At 60.3% G+C, this 17,057-nt stretch carries 18 protein-coding genes; 9 read left to right on the plus strand and 9 right to left on the minus strand.

What is annotated here, in order from left to right; translation table 11 throughout:
* Positions 1-495: 495 nt before the first annotated feature.
* Complete coding sequence (locus M5B44_RS24005; RefSeq protein ID WP_248740719.1) at positions 496-1,059, minus strand: hypothetical protein; 564 nt, start codon at positions 1,057-1,059, stop codon at positions 496-498.
* A 327-nt stretch (positions 1,060-1,386) separates the two neighbouring features.
* Here M5B44_RS24005 and M5B44_RS24010 point away from each other — a divergent pair, with 327 nt between their 5' ends.
* On the plus strand, positions 1,387-1,701 hold the full coding sequence (locus M5B44_RS24010; protein WP_248740720.1) for a hypothetical protein: 315 nt from the start codon (positions 1,387-1,389) through the stop codon (positions 1,699-1,701).
* 44 nt (positions 1,702-1,745) lie between these two features.
* The gene (gene yecR, locus M5B44_RS24015) at positions 1,746-2,054 is read left to right on the plus strand and encodes a YecR family lipoprotein (RefSeq protein ID WP_007950440.1); all 309 of its coding nucleotides are present in this window, start codon (positions 1,746-1,748) and stop codon (positions 2,052-2,054) included.
* Here the strand turns inward: yecR and M5B44_RS24020 are convergent.
* Positions 2,026-3,663 (minus strand): hybrid sensor histidine kinase/response regulator, encoded by a 1,638-nt coding sequence (locus tag M5B44_RS24020; protein ID WP_248740721.1) that lies wholly within the window; start codon positions 3,661-3,663, stop codon positions 2,026-2,028. The genes yecR and M5B44_RS24020 overlap by 29 nt on opposite strands.
* A 113-nt stretch (positions 3,664-3,776) precedes the next feature.
* Between M5B44_RS24020 and M5B44_RS24025 the strand changes: the two genes are divergently transcribed.
* Positions 3,777-4,382 (plus strand): LuxR C-terminal-related transcriptional regulator, encoded by a 606-nt coding sequence (locus M5B44_RS24025; protein ID WP_248740722.1) that lies wholly within the window; start codon positions 3,777-3,779, stop codon positions 4,380-4,382.
* A 12-nt stretch (positions 4,383-4,394) separates the two neighbouring features.
* Here the strand turns inward: M5B44_RS24025 and M5B44_RS24030 are convergent, their stop codons facing one another.
* On the minus strand, positions 4,395-4,670 hold the full coding sequence (locus M5B44_RS24030; RefSeq protein ID WP_248740723.1) for a DUF2798 domain-containing protein: 276 nt from the start codon (positions 4,668-4,670) through the stop codon (positions 4,395-4,397).
* A gap of 130 nt (positions 4,671-4,800) precedes the next feature.
* On the opposite strand from M5B44_RS24030, the gene M5B44_RS24035 reads away from it, so the two are divergent.
* Positions 4,801-5,724 (plus strand): LysR family transcriptional regulator, encoded by a 924-nt coding sequence (locus tag M5B44_RS24035; RefSeq protein WP_248740724.1) that lies wholly within the window; start codon positions 4,801-4,803, stop codon positions 5,722-5,724.
* Positions 5,725-5,727: 3 nt separating this feature from the next.
* Here the strand turns inward: M5B44_RS24035 and M5B44_RS24040 are convergent, their stop codons facing one another.
* Positions 5,728-6,726, minus strand: coding sequence for a bile acid:sodium symporter family protein (locus tag M5B44_RS24040; protein WP_114883627.1), 999 nt, complete (start codon positions 6,724-6,726; stop codon positions 5,728-5,730).
* A gap of 84 nt (positions 6,727-6,810) precedes the next feature.
* On the opposite strand from M5B44_RS24040, the gene M5B44_RS24045 reads away from it, so the two are divergent.
* Both M5B44_RS24045 and M5B44_RS24050 read left to right on the plus strand, forming a co-directional pair.
* Positions 6,811-7,599 (plus strand): AraC family transcriptional regulator, encoded by a 789-nt coding sequence (locus M5B44_RS24045; protein ID WP_248740725.1) that lies wholly within the window; start codon positions 6,811-6,813, stop codon positions 7,597-7,599.
* Positions 7,600-7,737: 138 nt separating this feature from the next.
* On the plus strand, positions 7,738-9,450 hold the full coding sequence (locus M5B44_RS24050) for an amidase (RefSeq protein ID WP_248740726.1): 1,713 nt from the start codon (positions 7,738-7,740) through the stop codon (positions 9,448-9,450).
* A 36-nt stretch (positions 9,451-9,486) separates the two neighbouring features.
* On the opposite strand, the gene M5B44_RS24055 is transcribed toward M5B44_RS24050, so the two are convergent.
* Positions 9,487-10,425: a Dyp-type peroxidase gene (locus tag M5B44_RS24055; protein WP_412546979.1), complete on the minus strand. Its 939-nt coding sequence runs from the start codon at positions 10,423-10,425 to the stop codon at positions 9,487-9,489.
* Positions 10,426-10,628: 203 nt separating this feature from the next.
* On the opposite strand from M5B44_RS24055, the gene M5B44_RS24060 reads away from it, so the two are divergent.
* Positions 10,629-11,606: a TerC family protein gene (locus tag M5B44_RS24060; RefSeq protein WP_248740727.1), complete on the plus strand. Its 978-nt coding sequence runs from the start codon at positions 10,629-10,631 to the stop codon at positions 11,604-11,606.
* 42 nt (positions 11,607-11,648) lie between these two features.
* Here M5B44_RS24060 and M5B44_RS24065 read toward each other — a convergent pair whose 3' ends face one another.
* Positions 11,649-12,749 carry a polyamine ABC transporter substrate-binding protein gene (locus M5B44_RS24065; RefSeq protein WP_134826430.1) on the minus strand — a complete coding sequence of 367 codons (1,101 nt, stop codon included), beginning with the start codon at positions 12,747-12,749 and terminating at the stop codon, positions 11,649-11,651.
* A 253-nt stretch (positions 12,750-13,002) separates the two neighbouring features.
* The gene (locus M5B44_RS24070) at positions 13,003-14,409 is read right to left on the minus strand and encodes a purine-cytosine permease family protein (protein WP_248740728.1); all 1,407 of its coding nucleotides are present in this window, start codon (positions 14,407-14,409) and stop codon (positions 13,003-13,005) included.
* Between the two features lie 322 nt (positions 14,410-14,731).
* On the opposite strand from M5B44_RS24070, the gene M5B44_RS24075 reads away from it, so the two are divergent.
* Together M5B44_RS24075 and M5B44_RS24080 are read left to right on the plus strand one after the other, a co-directional pair.
* On the plus strand, positions 14,732-15,217 hold the full coding sequence (locus M5B44_RS24075) for a flavin reductase family protein (RefSeq protein ID WP_007950450.1): 486 nt from the start codon (positions 14,732-14,734) through the stop codon (positions 15,215-15,217).
* A gap of 67 nt (positions 15,218-15,284) precedes the next feature.
* A complete protein-coding gene (locus M5B44_RS24080; protein ID WP_114883637.1) occupies positions 15,285-16,328 on the plus strand; it encodes an LLM class flavin-dependent oxidoreductase in 1,044 nt (347 codons plus the stop codon).
* 68 nt (positions 16,329-16,396) lie between these two features.
* Here the strand turns inward: M5B44_RS24080 and M5B44_RS24085 are convergent, their stop codons facing one another.
* Entirely contained in the window at positions 16,397-16,705 is a 309-nt protein-coding gene (locus M5B44_RS24085) for a hypothetical protein (RefSeq protein WP_248740729.1), read from the minus strand.
* An 84-nt stretch (positions 16,706-16,789) separates the two neighbouring features.
* Positions 16,790-17,057 (minus strand): hypothetical protein (locus M5B44_RS24090; protein ID WP_248740730.1); only part of this gene is annotated, 268 nt, incomplete at its 5' end.

Here is a 17,057-nt window from a genome sequence, read left to right on the forward strand (position 1 = left end):
CTGGCTTACGAGGTTTCTCAGGACTCCCACAGTACAGGCAATGTGCTCTGCTGCTTCACACGGCATAAGGGCTGGAACCCAGCGCGGGGTTCTTTCTAACCGTGTACCCTTCGGAACGCGCCCAACGCTTCCTCGCTATCCGCTTGCGCATCAGTCTGCGTCTTCGCCTACATTCTTGAGCCTAGCAAACACGCCACTTTGCGCTACGCGGCTTTTAGACTGATTTTCTTCTAGCGCTTGCCTGCAAGGAAGTTAACCGACTATCGCCTTCGCGCTCCCCGGACCTGCCACCCGATCGGGGCGAACTATACTTTTCGAGTTCGCTGTTCAGGTTTCATGCAAAACGTCGACACCCGTGCGCCTCGCGGCGCGCCCGTGCCAATCGCCAATCTGGTTAACCCCGGGGCCAACGAGCCACACCGTCAACCGACGGGGAATGCTCGGATGCTGGGTGGCTGATGGGTCGTGGAGAAAATCATGAAACACAAGCTTTGGTCAGGCATGGTCCTGGCAGTCGCGGCAACAGTGGTGGTGATGCCCGAAGTCTGGGCGGCGCAGGCGCAGGCTGTGGCGTCTGACGGGGCGGATCATGTGGGCGCAGGTTCGGTTGCCTCGGATGGTTCGGATCACGTTGGCGCCAAGGCCGTCGCGTCTGACGGTGCCGATCATGTGGGTGCTGGTGCAGTTGCCTCCGATGGCGCCGACCATGTAGGCGCTGGCGCAGTCGCATCCGATGGCGCCGACCATGTAGGCGCTGGAGCAGTCGCATCCGATGGTGCCGATCACGTGGGCGCTGGGGCAGTCGCTTCCGATGGGGCCGATCACGTGGGCGCTGGCGCAGTCGCTTCCGATGGTGCCGATCATGTGGGCGCTGGGGCAGTCGCTTCCGATGGGGCCGATCACGTGGGCGCTGGTGCAGTCGCTTCCGACGGGGCCGATCACGTGGGCGCTGGTGCAGTCGCTTCCGATGGCGCAGATCACGTGGGCGCCGGCGCAGTCGCCTCTGATGGGGCCGACCATGTGGGCGCTGGCGCAGTCGCTTCCGATGGCGCCGATCATGTGGGCGCTGGAGCAGTCGCTTCCGATGGCGCAGACAAGGTGGACGCCAGACGGCTCGCCTACTCTCGCCGTGGCGTGGGCTCCGATCAGGTCGCGTCTGCCCTCATGACCGGCAGCTATTCAGACCAGTTCAACAGCCCTCAGTAATGCTGTTCGGCGCGACCGGCGGCCTGCCGGTTGCGCCGCACTAGCACATTTGTGCTAATCGACCACCCCGTTCCCTGGCGTTATATTCCCTCGCAACCCCCGACACTCCCCAACATTGCCGCTGCGCAGTGCGCGGGATCGTTGTGCCTGGAAAAACAACAACACCAAGGAAGCAACACCATGAACCTGTACCTCAACTTCGCCAGAATCACGGTGCTCGGTGCCCTGCTTGTCGGCGCCACCGGTTGCCAGACCGCCAAGCCCACTGAAGACAGCATGCGCGAACGGGCCCAGACCGTCATCGGCAAGCCCGTCTCCAAAATCGGCAACATCCGCAACGACAGCACCCTGACGTATTACACCGCCTACACCGCCGCCGGCGAATACAACTGCGAACTGCCCAGCGGCGCGATCATCGCGGTCGCCAGCATGGGCATCATGACGCCTCCGCTGTCCTGCCTGCCCAAAGGCGCGTCGCCGATTCCGGTCCAGTAAACCGTTACACCGCCTTCTCATCCGGTAAAGGATTCCGTTCGATCATGAAAACACTCATCGCCACCCTCAGCCTCGCCGCCGTCGTGCTCACCGGCTGCGCCACACCGAAACAATGGGAAGCCACCGGCGGCAGCAAGACCGACGGCGTCGTCCAGGTGTCCTATGAACTGGGCCAGTTCGAAAGCGGGCAAACCTCTGCTGCCCAAGGTCTGGCCACCGCTGAAGGCCGCTGCAAGGTCTGGGGCTACAAGAGCGCCGAAGTCTCCGGCTCGGAGAAAAACATCTGCCGCACCATGGGCCAGTACAACTGCCTGCAAACCACCATTACGCAGGACTATCTGTGTAAGCGCTGACCGCTTCGGTCTGCCGGTCGCGCAGCGCACGCAAGGTCGCGCGCAGCTCGGCCGGGCGCACCGGTTTGGACAAAATTGCTATCTGGCGGTCATGCAGGGCCGCCTGGATTTTTTCGATGTCATGCCCGGTGATGATCATGGCCGGCACCGCAAAACCCCGCTGACGACGAACGTCATCGATGCACTCGATACCGGTGCTGTGCGAACCAAGGTCATAGTCGGCGACGATAATGTCGCAGTCGGTGACCAGCCCCTGCCCCGTCAACTCGGCCTGCACGACGCAGCCCCAACGTTCGAGCAACGCCGACGTCGCCAGCAGAACGTTATGGTCATCCTCCACCAGACACACCTTCAACCCCGTCAGCAATCCGACCTGACGAGCCTCCTCCCGGTTGACCGGTAACTGCGGCGCCACCCGTGACAACCCCTGCAGCGTCACGCCCGTACCGTGCCCCAGCCGAGAACGAATCCGCACATCGACACCGATCATCTGCCCCAGCCGCTTGACGATCGACAGGCCCAGCCCCACGCCTTCAACGTCCTTGTCACGCAATTGACGAACCCGATAAAACTCCTCGAAAACCCTGGGCAGATGTTCCTCGGCGATGCCGCTGCCACGGTCATACACCACGATGGCCAACCCTGCGCCCTTTCTGCGCACGCCCACCAGCACCGGCCGCTGCGCGCCATATTTGAAACAGTTGGACAACACGTTCTGCACCATGGTCGCCAGCAGGGCCGGATCCGTGCGCACCCAATGCTCGCAACGGTGCAGACGCAATTCCACACCCGCCCAACGTGCAGCCTCGGCATTCTGGCGAATCAGTTCCGTCAGCCACTGCCCCAGCTCCAGCGTTTGCATCCTGGGTTGAACCCGGCCGTTATCAAGGGTGTACAGATCGAGGATCGAGCGGAAAAGCTGCGACACGTTGAGCAGCGACCGGTCGATATTGTCCACCAGCCGCCGCTCATCCTCGCCCAGCCGCGATTCGCGCAGGCACGCGGTAAACAGGCCGATGGAGTGGATCGGCTGGCGCAGGTCATGACTGGCCTGGGCCAGGAATCGCGACTTTTCAAGATTCGCCGCGACCGCCTCTTCGGAAGCCTTGCGCGTGCGCTCCAGCAACAGGTGCGCATAGACCGGAATCACCGTGCTGGTGATCATCAGCATCAACACCATGAACGGTTGCGCCTGCCAGTACGGCGTCAACCGATAGACCGCCAGCAGCGCGAGCAATGCCAATACCGTGGCGATCGCCAGATAGCGCGAGCCATAGCGCATGCCGTTGCCGAGGTTGACCCAGACCATCACCGCGTAAATGGGCAACGCCGCCTCGCCACCGACCACCAGCCCGAAACTGGTGCCGGTGTAATCGTGGACCATGCCGAAGATCCGTCGCGCCGGGTAATGCCCCGGCCAACGCACGATGGCCTGACGCAACCCGACGGAGGCCAGCAAAAACAGGGCAATGTAAGTGACCACCGGCAGATAGGTATCGAAGCGCTGGCCCGGCAGGAAACCGAGCACGCCCATGTAAACCAGCGCGATACTGGCGATGATGATGCGCAGATTGGCCTGGTCGAGCTCGGTGTTCTTTTCGAACTTCATGGGGAACGTCCTTGTGCGGCAATCGTCAGAATCAGCACGAACCGACAGGCAACGCCTTCGCCCGGTGCTAAGGTGCACGCCGTGAGAAATGTCGACCCAGGGAGGGTTGAGCCATGACATGCCGAATCATCATAGCCGACGATCATCCGCTGTTTCGCGAAGCGATGGTGCGCACGGTCCGGCGCCTGTTGCCTGAAGCGCTGATTGAAGAAGCCGGTGATCTGGAGGCGGTGCTCGCCCTGCTGCCATCGGGTGATGAACCCGACACCTTGATCCTCGATCTGCGCTTCCCCGGCCTGACTTGCGTCAGCCAGCTCGGCGAACTGCGTCGGCGCCTGCCACGTACCACACTGATCGTGGTGTCGATGGTGGATGACGAGGTGCTGATCGGCGAAGTCATGGCGGCGGGCATCGACGGTTTCATCGGCAAGAACATCGCCCCCGACGAGATCGGCGAGGCCATCCTGGCGATCCGCGAAGGCGAAGTACTGGTGAAATTCGCCCCGTCGGGCCTGCTGCCGCTGGAAACCGGCGCCGCCCTCACCCCGCGTCAGCAGGATGTTCTGCGACTGATTGCCCAAGGCAAGACCAACAAGGAAATCGCCCGTGAACTGGATATTTCCCCGTTCACGGTGCGGATTCATGTGTCGTCGTTGTTGCGGGCATTGAATGTGCCGTCGAGGGCGGCGGCAGCGGTGAAATATTCCGGGGCGATGTAGCTTGTTCCTGCGTCAGCGGTGCGGGTGCACCGTCAGCGCCACCAGCTTCACCACGATTGGCCGGACCACCAGGATGCACAAAAACGCCACGGGCATTGCCAGTTTGTAGGCGTGCAGTGCATTGCTAAGGTAGTCCGACTCAATGCCGGAGTTCGCCGCGGTGATCACCAGTGACATCAGGAACGCCATGATGGTCGCCATGTACAACGCGAACACGTACGGCGTGGCACGGGCAGACAGCTTACGCGGGCTGAGTGCGGTGGTGGTTGAGGGAAGTCGCTGATTCATGTCGGTCCTTGTTGTTTGAAATGCTCGGGCGTCGAGCACCCTAACAACCCGACCATCCGGAAACTAGACGGATCGTCGTGAGGACTTTATAAACACAATCTTATGAATATTCAGTGGCCGGGATCCGCACATGAATCTGCTGGGTGCAATCGATTGCTTTATCAAAGTCGTTGAGGCGGGATCGATCGTCGGCGCCGCAAAAGTCCTCGGGGTCAGCGCTGCCGCCGTCAGCCAGACGCTCAACCGCCTGGAGGCTCACCTCGACACTCGCCTGCTGCAACGCACCACCCGCAGCATGGCGCTGACCGAAAGTGGATCGGTGTATTTCGAGAAAGTGAAGCGTATCGCGCTCGATCTTGAGTCCGCGCAGAGCGCCATCAGCCACCCCCAGACGCAACTTCAAGGCCACTTGAGCATCGCCTCCACCGCCGGATTCGGACGCCACGTACTGGCGCCGGTCATTGCCGGTTTCGCCGAGCGCTACCCGCAGCTGACGCTCGAGCTCTCGACCACCGACCGCAAGATCAATCACCTGCATGAAGGTATCGACCTGAGCCTGCGCATCGAGCCGCAACTGGAGGACGGCATCATCGCGCGCAAGGTCGCGTCAGTGCCGTTCGTGATTTGTGCCAGCCCCGGCTATCTGCGAAGGGCCGGTTACCCGGCTACCCCGGAAGATCTTCCGCAGCACGCCTGCCTTGCGTTCCGTTACCCGCTGGACGGGCGCTTCCTGCGCTGGTGGTTCATCCGCGACGGGCGGCGCTTCGAAGCACCGATCAATGCAACCGGGATCAGCGACGACATCGATGCCCTGGCGCAGATGACGGCTCATGGCGCGGGCATTGCGCGACTGGCCGAATTCGTTGCCGCACCCTACCTGGAAACCGGTGAACTCGTCCGGCTGCTTGAGCCCGGCGACGGATCAAACCTTGCCGTCACTGCCCCTCTCGAAATCTACGCCTGCGTGCAGGAGCGCGCCGCGATGACCCCCAAGGTCAAGGCATTTACCGACTATCTGTTTGAGCATCTGCAAACACGATGGCCCGTTCGCTGATTGTCAAGGATCAACCTGCGCCATCAGTTCCTGCACTGACTCCTGGCGTTTCGCATAACGCTGCGCCAGCACCGCGCAGACCATCAACTGGATCTGGTGAAACAACATCAGCGGCAGAATCAGCACACCGATGGTGCTGCCGGCAAACAACACCTGGGCCATCGGCACTCCGGTGGCCAGGCTCTTTTTCGAGCCGCAGAACAGGATGGTGATGCGATCTTCCAGGTTGAAGCCGAACAGCTTGCCCAGCAGGGTCGACGCCAGCAGCACCAGCCCCAGCAGAATGCAGCAGGCCACCACGAGACCGAGCAGGTCGATGACCGGAATCTGATGCCAGATGCCTTCGTTCACCGCTTCACTGAACGCGCCGTAGACCACCAGCAGAATCGAACCCTGATCAACAAATTTCAGCCAGTTCTTGTTGCGGCCGACCCAGGCGCCGATCCAGCGGCGGGCGATCTGACCGGCGATGAACGGCAGCAGCAGTTGCACGCTGATCTTCAGGATCGCGTCGACGGTCGAGCCGCCGTCGCCATGCACGTTCAGCAACAACGTCACCAGCAATGGCGTGAGAAAGATCCCGAACAGACTGGACGCCGCCGCGCTGCAGATCGCCGCCGGAATATTGCCCCGGGCCAGCGACGTGAAGGCAATCGCCGACTGCACCGTGGCCGGCAATGCGCAGAGGTAAAGCATGCCCATGTAAAGATTGTCACCGATCATCGGCGACAACAGCGGTTTGAGCGCCAGTCCCAGCAGCGGGAACAGGACAAACGTCAGGCCGAACACCAACAGATGCAGGCGCCAGTGACCGGCGCCGGCGATGATCGATTCACGGGAAAGCTTGGCGCCGTGCAGGAAAAACAGCAGCGCAATCGCAATGTTGGTCAGCCAGCCGAAGCCGACCGCGACCTGGCCGCTGGCCGGCAGGAAGCTGGCGAGCAGCACCACGGCGACGAGGGTCAGGGTGAAGTTGTCGGGCAAGAATCTTGGGCGCGTCATGGTTTGTTCATCCGGGGGTTGCCAGTACGTGGAAGCAACTCTAACGTGACTGGAAATTACCGACTAACGCCGAAGAGCCGCAAGATGCCGCCAAAAGGACATGACAAGAGCGTCAGACGCAGTATTCCCGGGCTGCCCAGCCTGCCGCGCCCGTTATACGGACGCACCGAATCGCTGCCCAATCGAGCCCTGACCCGGCGCCATAGCCATCCATGGGTGCAATTGTCTTACGCGATCCAGGGCGTGCTCGAAGTGCAGACCGCCGCCGGTCGTTTCGTCGCCCCGCCGGAGCGCGCCGTGTGGATTCCGGCGGGGGTGCCGCATCGGGTATTCAGTTCGCCGCACACGGAAATGCGCAGTCTGTACATCGATTGCAGCGTGGCGGGTTGGGCGCTGGAGCGTTGTCATGTGCTCGGCGTCAGCGATCTTTTGCGGGAGCTGATCCGGGCCTTCAGTCAGATTCCTGTCGAGTATGACCAGAGCGGCCCTCACGGACGCCTGGCACAGGTGATCCTCGATCAATTGGCCGAAGCCCCGCAAATCGACCTGATGCTGCCACTGCCTCAGGACATCCGTTTGCGGCAGATTTATCAAAGTCTCGAGCAACATCCGGAACAGCAGACCACACTCAGTCACTGGAGCGAAAAGCTCGGCGTGACTGAGAAAACCCTCAGCCGGCTGTTCTTGCGTGATACCGGTCTGACCTTCCGCGCATGGCGCCAGCGCTTGCGTTTACTGGGCGCGCTGACACCGCTGGAGCGTGGCGAGCGGGTCACCGAAGTGGCTCTGGCCTGCGGTTATGATTCGACATCGGCGTTCATCGCAGCCTTTCGCCAGCAGTTTGGCGAGACGCCTGGAGAATTTTTTCGCTAATTTTTGTCGATATTTATCGAATTAGGACATGCCAATCGACAAACTTCAGGGTAGAGTTTCGTCCATCAAGAATGATTGACACGTTTCGACGATAACAATGATCAACCACCCTTTAGCGAACCTGTCGGCGGTAACAGCATGATCGAAGTCACTGAAGTCTCCATTGCTCAACTGCGCTCGGCGCTCGAATCCGGCCAGACCACCGCGGTTGAACTGGTCCAGGCCTATCTGGCGCGTATCGATGCCTATGACGGCCCGCAAACCGCCACCGCCCTGAACGCGGTGATCGTGCGCAACCCCGAGGCCCTGAAGGAAGCCGAGGCGTCCGATGCCCGTCGCGCCAAGGGCGAAACCCTCGGTCCGCTGGACGGTATCCCCTACACCGCCAAGGACAGCTATCTGGTCAAAGGCCTGACCGCTGCGTCCGGCAGCCCGGCATTCGCCGATCTGGTGGCCCAGCGTGATGCGTTCACCATCGAGCGCCTGCGTGCGGGCGGCGCGATCTGCCTGGGCAAGACCAACATGCCGCCGATGGCCAATGGCGGGATGCAGCGCGGGGTCTACGGTCGCGCTGAAAGTCCGTACAACGCCGCTTATCTGACTGCGCCGTTTGCTTCCGGCTCGTCGAACGGTGCCGGCACCGCCACTGCTGCAAGCTTCTCGGCATTCGGTCTGGCGGAAGAAACCTGGTCGAGCGGTCGCGGCCCGGCGTCGAACAACGGCCTGTGCGCCTACACGCCGTCGCGCGGGGTGATCTCGGTGCGCGGCAACTGGCCGCTGACGCCGACCATGGACGTGGTGGTGCCATACGCGCGCACCATGGCCGATCTGCTGGAAGTCCTCGACGTAGTCGTCGCCGAAGACACCGACACCCGTGGCGACCTGTGGCGCCTGCAACCCTGGGTGCCGATCCCGAGCGTCGCCTCGGTGCGCCCTGCTTCCTACCTTGATCTGGCGGTGAAAAGTGATGCTCTGGCAGGCAAACGCCTCGGCGTGCCGCGCATGTACATCAACGCCGACCCTGAGGCCGGCACCAGCGAAGCGCCGGGCATTGGCGGTCCGACCGGGCAGCGCATCAACACCCGCGCCTCGGTGATCGACCTGTGGAAACAGGCCCGCCAGGCCCTCGAGGCTGCCGGCGCCGAAGTGATTGAAGTGGATTTCCCGCTGGTCTCCAACTGCGAAGGCGATCGTCCGGGCGCACCGACCGTGTTCAATCGCGACATTGTCTCCAAAGAGTTCATGCACCACGAATTGTGGGACCTGTCGGCCTGGGCCTTCGATGACTTCCTGCGCGCCAACGGTGACCCGAAACTCAATCAACTGGCAGATGTCGACGGGCCGAAAATCTTCCCGCACGACCCGGGCACCCTGCCCAACCGCGAAGGCGATCTCGCCGCCGGCATGGACGAATACGTGCGCATGGCCGAACGCGGCATCACGCCGTGGGATCAGATCCCGACGCTGCCGGACGGTCTGCGCGGCCTGGAGAAGACCCGCAAGCTCGACCTCGAAGACTGGATGGATCGCCTCGGCCTCGACGCCGTGCTGTTCCCGACCAACGCCGACGTGGGCCCGGCGGACGCCGACGTCAACCCGGCCTCGGCGGACATCGCCTGGAGCAACGGCATCTGGGTCGCCAACGGCAACCTCGCGATCCGCCACCTCGGCGTGCCGACCGTCACCGTGCCGATGGGCGTGATGGCTGACATCGGCATGCCGGTGGGGCTGACGTTTGCCGGCCGTGCCTATGACGACTCGACGTTGCTGCGTCTGGCAGCGGCGTTCGAAGCGACCGGGTCGAAACGACTGGTGCCGCCACGCACGCCAGCACTGGCGGCAGGCAAGTAAATGCAAAACGGCGGGATCAATTGATCCCGCCGTTTTTTATCGCTCTGCCAGCTCTTCCAGCAAATCCGCCGAAGGCACGAAGAACAGACTGCCGGTGACCGCCGTGCTGAAGTCCAGCAATCGATCGTAATTGCCGGGCGGTTTGCCGACGAACATGTTTTCCAGCATCTGCTCCAGCGGTTCCGGTGAACGCGCGTAACCGATGAAGTAAGTGCCGAATTCACCTGCGCCGGGCCGGCCGAACGGCATGTTGTCGCGCAGGATTTTCACCTCTTCGCCATCCTTGGTGATGGTCGTCAACGCGCTGTGGGAGTTGCTCGGCTTGACCGCGTCATCCAGCTCGATATCGGACAGCTTGGTCCGCCCGATCACCCGTTCCTGCGCTTCGACCGGCAATTCGTTCCACGCCTTCATGTTGTGCAAATACTTCTGCACCAGCACATAACTGCCGCCGCTGAACGTCTGATCTTCATCGCCTACGAGGGTGAAATGCTCGGCTTTGCGACCGACCGGATTCTCCGTACCGTCGACAAAACCGATGATGCTGCGCATGTCGAAATAGCGGAAACCCTGCACTTCGTCGGTCACCGCCACGGCGCCGTCCAGCGCCGACATCAGTTGCGTCGCCAGCTCGAAACACAGATCCATCTGATCCGCGCGAATGTGCAACAGCAGGTCGCCCGGCGTGGAAACGGCACGCCGCCCTTCTACACCGAATTCGCGAAAGTCATGCAGCGACGCCGGTCGCGGACTGCCGAACAGACGATCCCAGGCGCTGGAAGAAAACCCGCAGACGCAGGACAGATTGCCCGAAGGCACGCGCTTGCCGACCGAGCGTGTCAGGCCTGCGATATCGGCGCACCAGCCGCGGACCTTTTCGGCCGCCTCGGCTTCGGCGTTGAGGGTCGCCACAATGAAGATCGCAGCGCTGGTGATCGGGCTGCAGACGGCTTGAGGATCTGGCGTGTCGATGATCGTCGCTCCTGGCGTGATGGACTGGCTCGACAGCGAGGTTAGCAAAGAAGTGTTGAATGAAGTATTACCCGCATCTGCCCATCTCACCTGACACTTCGTTATTCACGAACAATACCCACGAAATAAACGATTTTTCTTCGTCGGAATTCTCCTACTAGCATGGCCCCGTCTACCCCGAAAAACATAAAGACAGGGAGAACGACATGCACCCCATCAACATCGGCGAACCCTGGATGTGGGCCGCCTTCATCGTTTTTGTCCTCGCCATGCTGGCCGTTGACCTGTTTGTCTTCGGCGGGCGCAAGGCCCATCGGGTCTCGGTACGTGAAGCCTCATCCTGGGTGATTGCGTGGTGCATGCTGGCGCTGGCTTTCGCCGGGTTGCTCTGGTGGTATCTCAACGGCGAATTCGGTCCCGAAGTCGCCAAGGTCAAGACCCTGGAATTCCTCACCGGTTATCTGATCGAGCAATCGCTGTCGATCGACAACATGTTCGTGTTTGTGATGATTTTCGGCTATTTCGCCGTGCCGCCGGAGTTGCAGCGTCGGGTGCTGCTGTACGGCGTACTCGGGGCGATCGTGATGCGCGCGGCGATGATCTTTGCCGGCGTGTGGCTGGTGTCGCAGTTCACCTGGCTGCTGTATGTGTTCGGCGTGTTCCTGATCATCACCGGGATCAAGATGCTGGTGTTCGCCGAACAGCAACCGGACCTCGATAACAATCCGCTTCTGCGCTGGGTGCGCGGACATCTGCGGATCACCAACGGTTTTCATGGCGAGCGTTTTTTCGTGCTGCAGAACGGCGTGCGCTGGGCCACGCCGATGTTTCTGGTGCTGGTGCTGATCGAGGCCAGCGACCTGATGTTCGCAGTCGACAGCATCCCGGCGATTTTCGCGGTGACGACCGATCCGTTCATCATTTTCACCTCGAACATCTTCGCGATCATGGGGCTGCGGGCGCTGTACTTTCTGCTGGCGGACATGGCCGACCGCTTTCATCTGCTCAAGTACGGCCTGGCGCTGGTGCTGGTGTTCATCGGCGGGAAGATGACGGCGATGCCGTGGTTTCACATGCCGGTGGAGTGGTCGCTGGCGATTGTCGGCGGGCTGATACTGGCGTCGGTGTTGCTCAGTCTGGTGCTGACGAAGGACAAGTCGCCAGAAGAAAGTCAGGCGAAATAACAGCCGAGGGAGCGAACGGGATTCGCTCCCTCGGCTTTGAACCTATTTATCGGACTTGATGCTGGTCCACACCCGCGTCCGCACCCGCTCAAGTTTCTGTGGCAATGGCTGCACCACATACAGCGTCTTCAACGCCTCGCTGGTCGGCGTCAGGTTCGGGTTGCCGGTAATTTCCTTGTTGATCAGCGGCAGCGAGTCCTTGTTGGCATTCGGGTAGCCGAGGAAGTCGCTGATCGAAGCGATGACCTTCGGATCCAGCAGGTTGTTGAGGAATTCGTGGGCCTCTTCAACGTTCTTCGCGCTCTTCGGAATGGCGAAGGTGTCGAACCAGATCGGCGCGCCTTCCTTCGGCAGGCGCCAGTCGACCACCACGCCGTTTTTCGCCTCTTTGGCGCGGTTGCCGAACTGGTAGAAGCTGCCGGAATAACCGATGGCCACGCAGATGTCGCCGTTGGCGATATCGGTCATGTACTTGGCTGAGTTGAAATAGGTGACATAGGGGCGAACCTTGAGCATCAGGTCCTTGGCTTTCTCATAGTCGGCCGGGTTCTGGCTGTTTGGATCGAGACCGAGATAATGCAGGGCCAGCGGAAGGATTTCCGACGGCGAATCGAGCATCGCCACGCCGCAGGATTTGAGTTTTTCCATGTTCTCCGGTTTGAACACCAGATCCCAGCTGTCCACCGGCGCATTCTCGCCCAGCGCAGCCTTGACCTTGGCCGGGTTGAAACCGATCAGCACCGTGCCGACCATGTAGGGCACGCCGTACTGATTGCCGGGGTCGTTGGAATCGAGCAGCTTGAGCAGCGCCGGGTCCTGGTGACTCCAGTTCGGCAATTTGGACTTGTCGAGTTTCTGGAACACGCCGGCCTTGATCTGCGTATCGAGGAACTGGTTCGACGGCACCACCAGGTCGTAGCCGGAGTTGCCGGTCAGCAGTTTGGCTTCGAGGGATTCGTTGGTGTCGAAGGTGTCCCAGGTCACTTTGATGTTGCTTTTGGCGGCGAAGTCCTTGGGCACCGACGGCAGGATGTAATCCGCCCAGTTGTATACCCGCAGTTCGCGCTGTTCGGCCTGAACGGCGCCGGCCAGCAGCGTCAGGCTGAAAACAGTAGCGCCCAGAATGCGTTTCATCGTGACCATATTGTGTTTCCCCGAATGCAGCGTGAGTCGATGGTTTTTATGTTCTGTACACGGCAGCGGCTGTCAGGTCAGCCAAGGGCAAGGAAGGTGCAGCGTCTTGTTGTGGCTTCGATTCTTGCCGACAAGCGCACAAGACGCACAGTAGCCGATTGGCCAAAAGGGGATCGATATGGCCAATTTGAGTGACCGTCAGAATACTGAAACGACAATGCCCAGCGAGTGGCCGGGCATTGTTTGAACAGACGGCGAACGGTCAGTCAGTAAAACCCAACTTTGCCGCCCTGCTCTGCTGCGTCTGCCCGCGCGTCGCCAGGCAGTAATACAACGGGCACGTCACGATCAGGCCGACCAGCCATGACAGGTCCGCGCCGTCCACCAGGTTGGCGTAGGGGCCGACGTACAACGAAGTGTTGGCAAACGGCAGCTGCACGATGATGCCGATGAAATAGGCAATGATCGCGTGCAGATTGAAGCGCCCGTAGATCCCGCCATCGGCGCGGAAGATCGAGGCGATGTCGTAGCTGCCGCGCTTGATCAAGTAGAAGTCGATCAGGTTGATCGACGCCCACGGCACCAACACCAGCAGCAACGCCAGAATCAGGCCGATGAACTCGGAGATGAAGTCTGCCGAAGCCCCCAGCGCCACCACGCAGCAGCCCGCCAGCACGACGCTCGACAAAATCACCCGCACCTTGATGCTCGGCGTCCACTGGCTGGCGAAGGTCTGGATCGAGGTGATGATCGACAGCACCGCGCCATACAGATTCAGCGCGTTGTGGCTGATGATGTTGAGCAGGAACAGCACCATCAGAATCGGCCCCAGCCAACCGGTGGACTGCTTGACCGCCGCCATCGCCTCGGTGCCTTCCGGCGTCGCCAGCACCGCTACTGCGCCGAAGGTGAACGACAGAATCGTGCCCAGCGTGGCGCCCAGGTAAGTTGCGATAAACGGCTTGCTGATACCGATGTCCGCCGGCAGGTAGCGGGAATAGTCCGAGACGTACGGCGAGAAACTGATCTGCCAGATTATCCCCAGCGACACCGTCGCCAGCCACCCGGACAGATTGAAGCTGCCACGGGTGAAGAAGTCTGCCGGCAACTCATGGGCAAAGATGTAGATGAACCCGGCCAGCAACGCACTGCCCATCACCCATGTGCCGATGCGATTGAGCGTATGAATGAAGTTGTAGCCAATCACGCCGATGGCCGTGGCGCTGAGGGCACCGATCAGGATGCTCAACGGTGCCGGTACCGACGGCGCTATGCCGACGATGGATTTGCCTGCGAGCACGATGTTGGAAATGAAGAAACCGATGTAGATGATCGCTGCGAAGAACACGATCAGCAGAGCACCATAACGCCCGAACTGGCCACGACTCTGCACCATCTGCGGAATGCCCATGCGCGGGCCTTGCGCCGACGCCAGGGCAATCACCACCCCGCCGATCATATGCCCCAGCGCAATCGCCAGCAGCCCCCAGAACAGGTCGAGATGAAACACCTGAACCACCATGGCACCGGTAACGATGGGCAGTGGCGCAATGTTGGTGCTGAACCAAAGGGTGAAAAGGTCGCGGGCCTTCCCGTGGCGTTCCGCGAGTGGGACGTAGTCGACCGTGTGATTCTCGATCAACGGATCTTGCCGGGACATCTGGGACATATATGAACTCGATTGGGTCTGTTCTTATCGTTGTATGAAGCCAAACCGGGGACGCTCTTGGCCGCCCCTCAGATGAACACCATATTATGGTATTCCAACATTTTCACAAGACTGATCCGCTGTTTACGGCGGCAACTGATCCGGCATCCTCCCCGATAGCCAGGCTTTACGGCTAGACGAAAGCCCCGTAAATGTTGAGTTTCCGACGAATGCACCACGTTTATCGTTTCACCAAAAAAGCGCTTGCAATCGATGTATTACGGTATACCATCAGACCCACAAACGAATAAAAACACGCTTCACCGCACTCGAGGATTGACCAATGATCGATGCTGCCGTCTACAAACAAGTCATGGGCTCGTTCCCGTCCGGCGTCACCGTCATCACCACGCTTGATGACGACGGCCAGATCGTCGGCTTGACCGCCAGCGCTTTCAGTTCGCTGTCGATGGACCCGGCCCTGGTGCTGTTCTGCCCCAACTACAGCTCCGACTCCTATCCCGTCCTGATCAAGAACAAACGCTTCGCCATTCACGTGTTGTCCGGCGGCCAGCAGAGCGAAGCCTATGCGTTCGCCCGCAAAGGCAAAGACAAGGCCCAGGGCATCGAGTGGACACTGAGCGAACTGGGCAACCCGATCCTGGCCAACGCGACAGCTATCATCGAATGTGAGCTGTGGCGCGAATACGAAGGCGGCGACCACGCGATCATGGTCGGCGCGGTGAAAAACCTCATCGTGCCCCAACAGGACGCCGGCCCGCTGGTGTATTGCCACGGCAAGATGGGCGCCCTGCCCGCCTTCGCCTGATCCGCACAATTGCACTTAAACAGGCCTGCATGCGACCGGCCGACCACAAGAGATTCGAGGTAGCGTCATGAAATTTTCCCTGTTCGTACACATGGAACGCTGGGACGAAAGCGTCAGCCACCGTCAACTGTTCGAAGACCTGACCGAACTGACGTTGATGGCCGAGGCCGGCGGTTTCAGCACCGTGTGGATCGGCGAACACCACGCCATGGAATACACCATCTCGCCAAGCCCGATGCCACTGCTGGCCTACCTCGCCGCCAAAACCACCACCATTCACCTCGGCGCCGGCACCATCATTGCGCCGTTCTGGCACCCGCTGCGGGTCGCCGGGGAATGCGCCCTGCTCGACGTGATCAGCAACGGCCGGATGGAAGTCGGCCTGGCCCGTGGTGCCTATCAGGTGGAATTCGACCGCATGGCCGGCGGCATGCCTGCTTCCAGCGGCGGCCAGGCGCTGCGGGAAATGGTCCCGGTGGTCCGCGCCCTGTGGCAAGGCGACTACGCCCACAATGGCGACATCTGGAAATTCCCCACTTCCACCAGCGTGCCGAAACCGATCCAGCAGCCGAACCCGCCAATGTGGATCGCCGCCCGCGACCCGGACTCTCACAACTTCGCCGTGGCCAACGGCTGCAACGTGATGGTCACGCCGCTGATGAAGGGCGATGAAGAAGTCCTCGACCTGAAAAACAAATTCCAGACCGCGCTGGACAACAATCCCGACGTGCCGCGTCCGCAATTGATGGTGCTGCGTCACACCCACGTGCATTCAGTGGATGACCCGGAAGGCTGGAAGGTCGGCGCCAAGGCGATTTCACGTTTCTACCGCACCTTCGATGCGTGGTTCGGCAACAAGGAAGTACCGGTGAACGGCTTCCTCGCCCCGAGCCCGGAAGAGAAATTTGCCGGTCGGCCGGAGTTTGAGCTGGAGAGCCTGCACAAGACGGCGATGATCGGCACGCCGGAAGAGATCATTCCACGGATCAAGTACTACCAGGAACTGGGGGTGGATGAGTTCAGTTTCTGGTGCGACAACAGCTTGCCGCATGCGGAGAAGAAGAAGTCGCTGGAGCTGTTTATCAAGCATGTGGTGCCGGCGTTTAGATAAGTCTGCTGCCTGGCAAATGAAAACGCCCCGATAAATTCGGGGCGTTTTCGAATGGATTTATCCCAGTATCAATACTGATAATCCAGAAAGAAAAACACAGCGTATAAAACAAAGGCGAAGACGGCCAACGCAGCACGCCATTGCGGATCAGCATCTCTTCCCAACCCACCCGGGGCAATTGAAATGCTCGCACCGCAAAAGTAGCAGTAGACCCCCTGCGCAAACCACAGTTGAACCGCGAGCACAGTGAAAAAACGTCCCCAACTGCCATTGAACTGAAAATAACTGTTTATGAGTGCCGCCACCAACAAGGCAACACCTACACCGTGGCGATATTTGAAAAGCGCTGCAACCATTGAGTTTTCGGAGTTACACATCAACCGCTCCATTAGCAGGATCGTGCCTGGGCTTTCGTTCCCGTTATTGTGAAGGAACAGAACCGCCCTTTTTCATCTTTCCTTTCAAACCCTATAACCTGCGGACCTCATCAGAGCAAGCACGGTCTCATCGAATTGCTCGTCCGACATACCTCTAATTGATCTAACACTTTTCCAGTGCCATATCGCAGGCAGAACTTTACTGTCCAAGCGATCAAACCTCGCCAAGAAAACATTAGCCAATTCATACTTGTCCATACCAGGTTCAGCCTCCAGAATCCTATTAAACGTCCTGCTTGGCAGCTTTCCTTCGAGCAGAAAAAAGGGGACGAAAAAAGGGGACGGATTTATT

Origin of the sequence: Pseudomonas sp. MWU12-2029 (assembly GCF_023242425.1) — a bacterium.
Taxonomy (GTDB): Bacteria; Pseudomonadota; Gammaproteobacteria; order Pseudomonadales; family Pseudomonadaceae; genus Aquipseudomonas; species Aquipseudomonas kribbensis.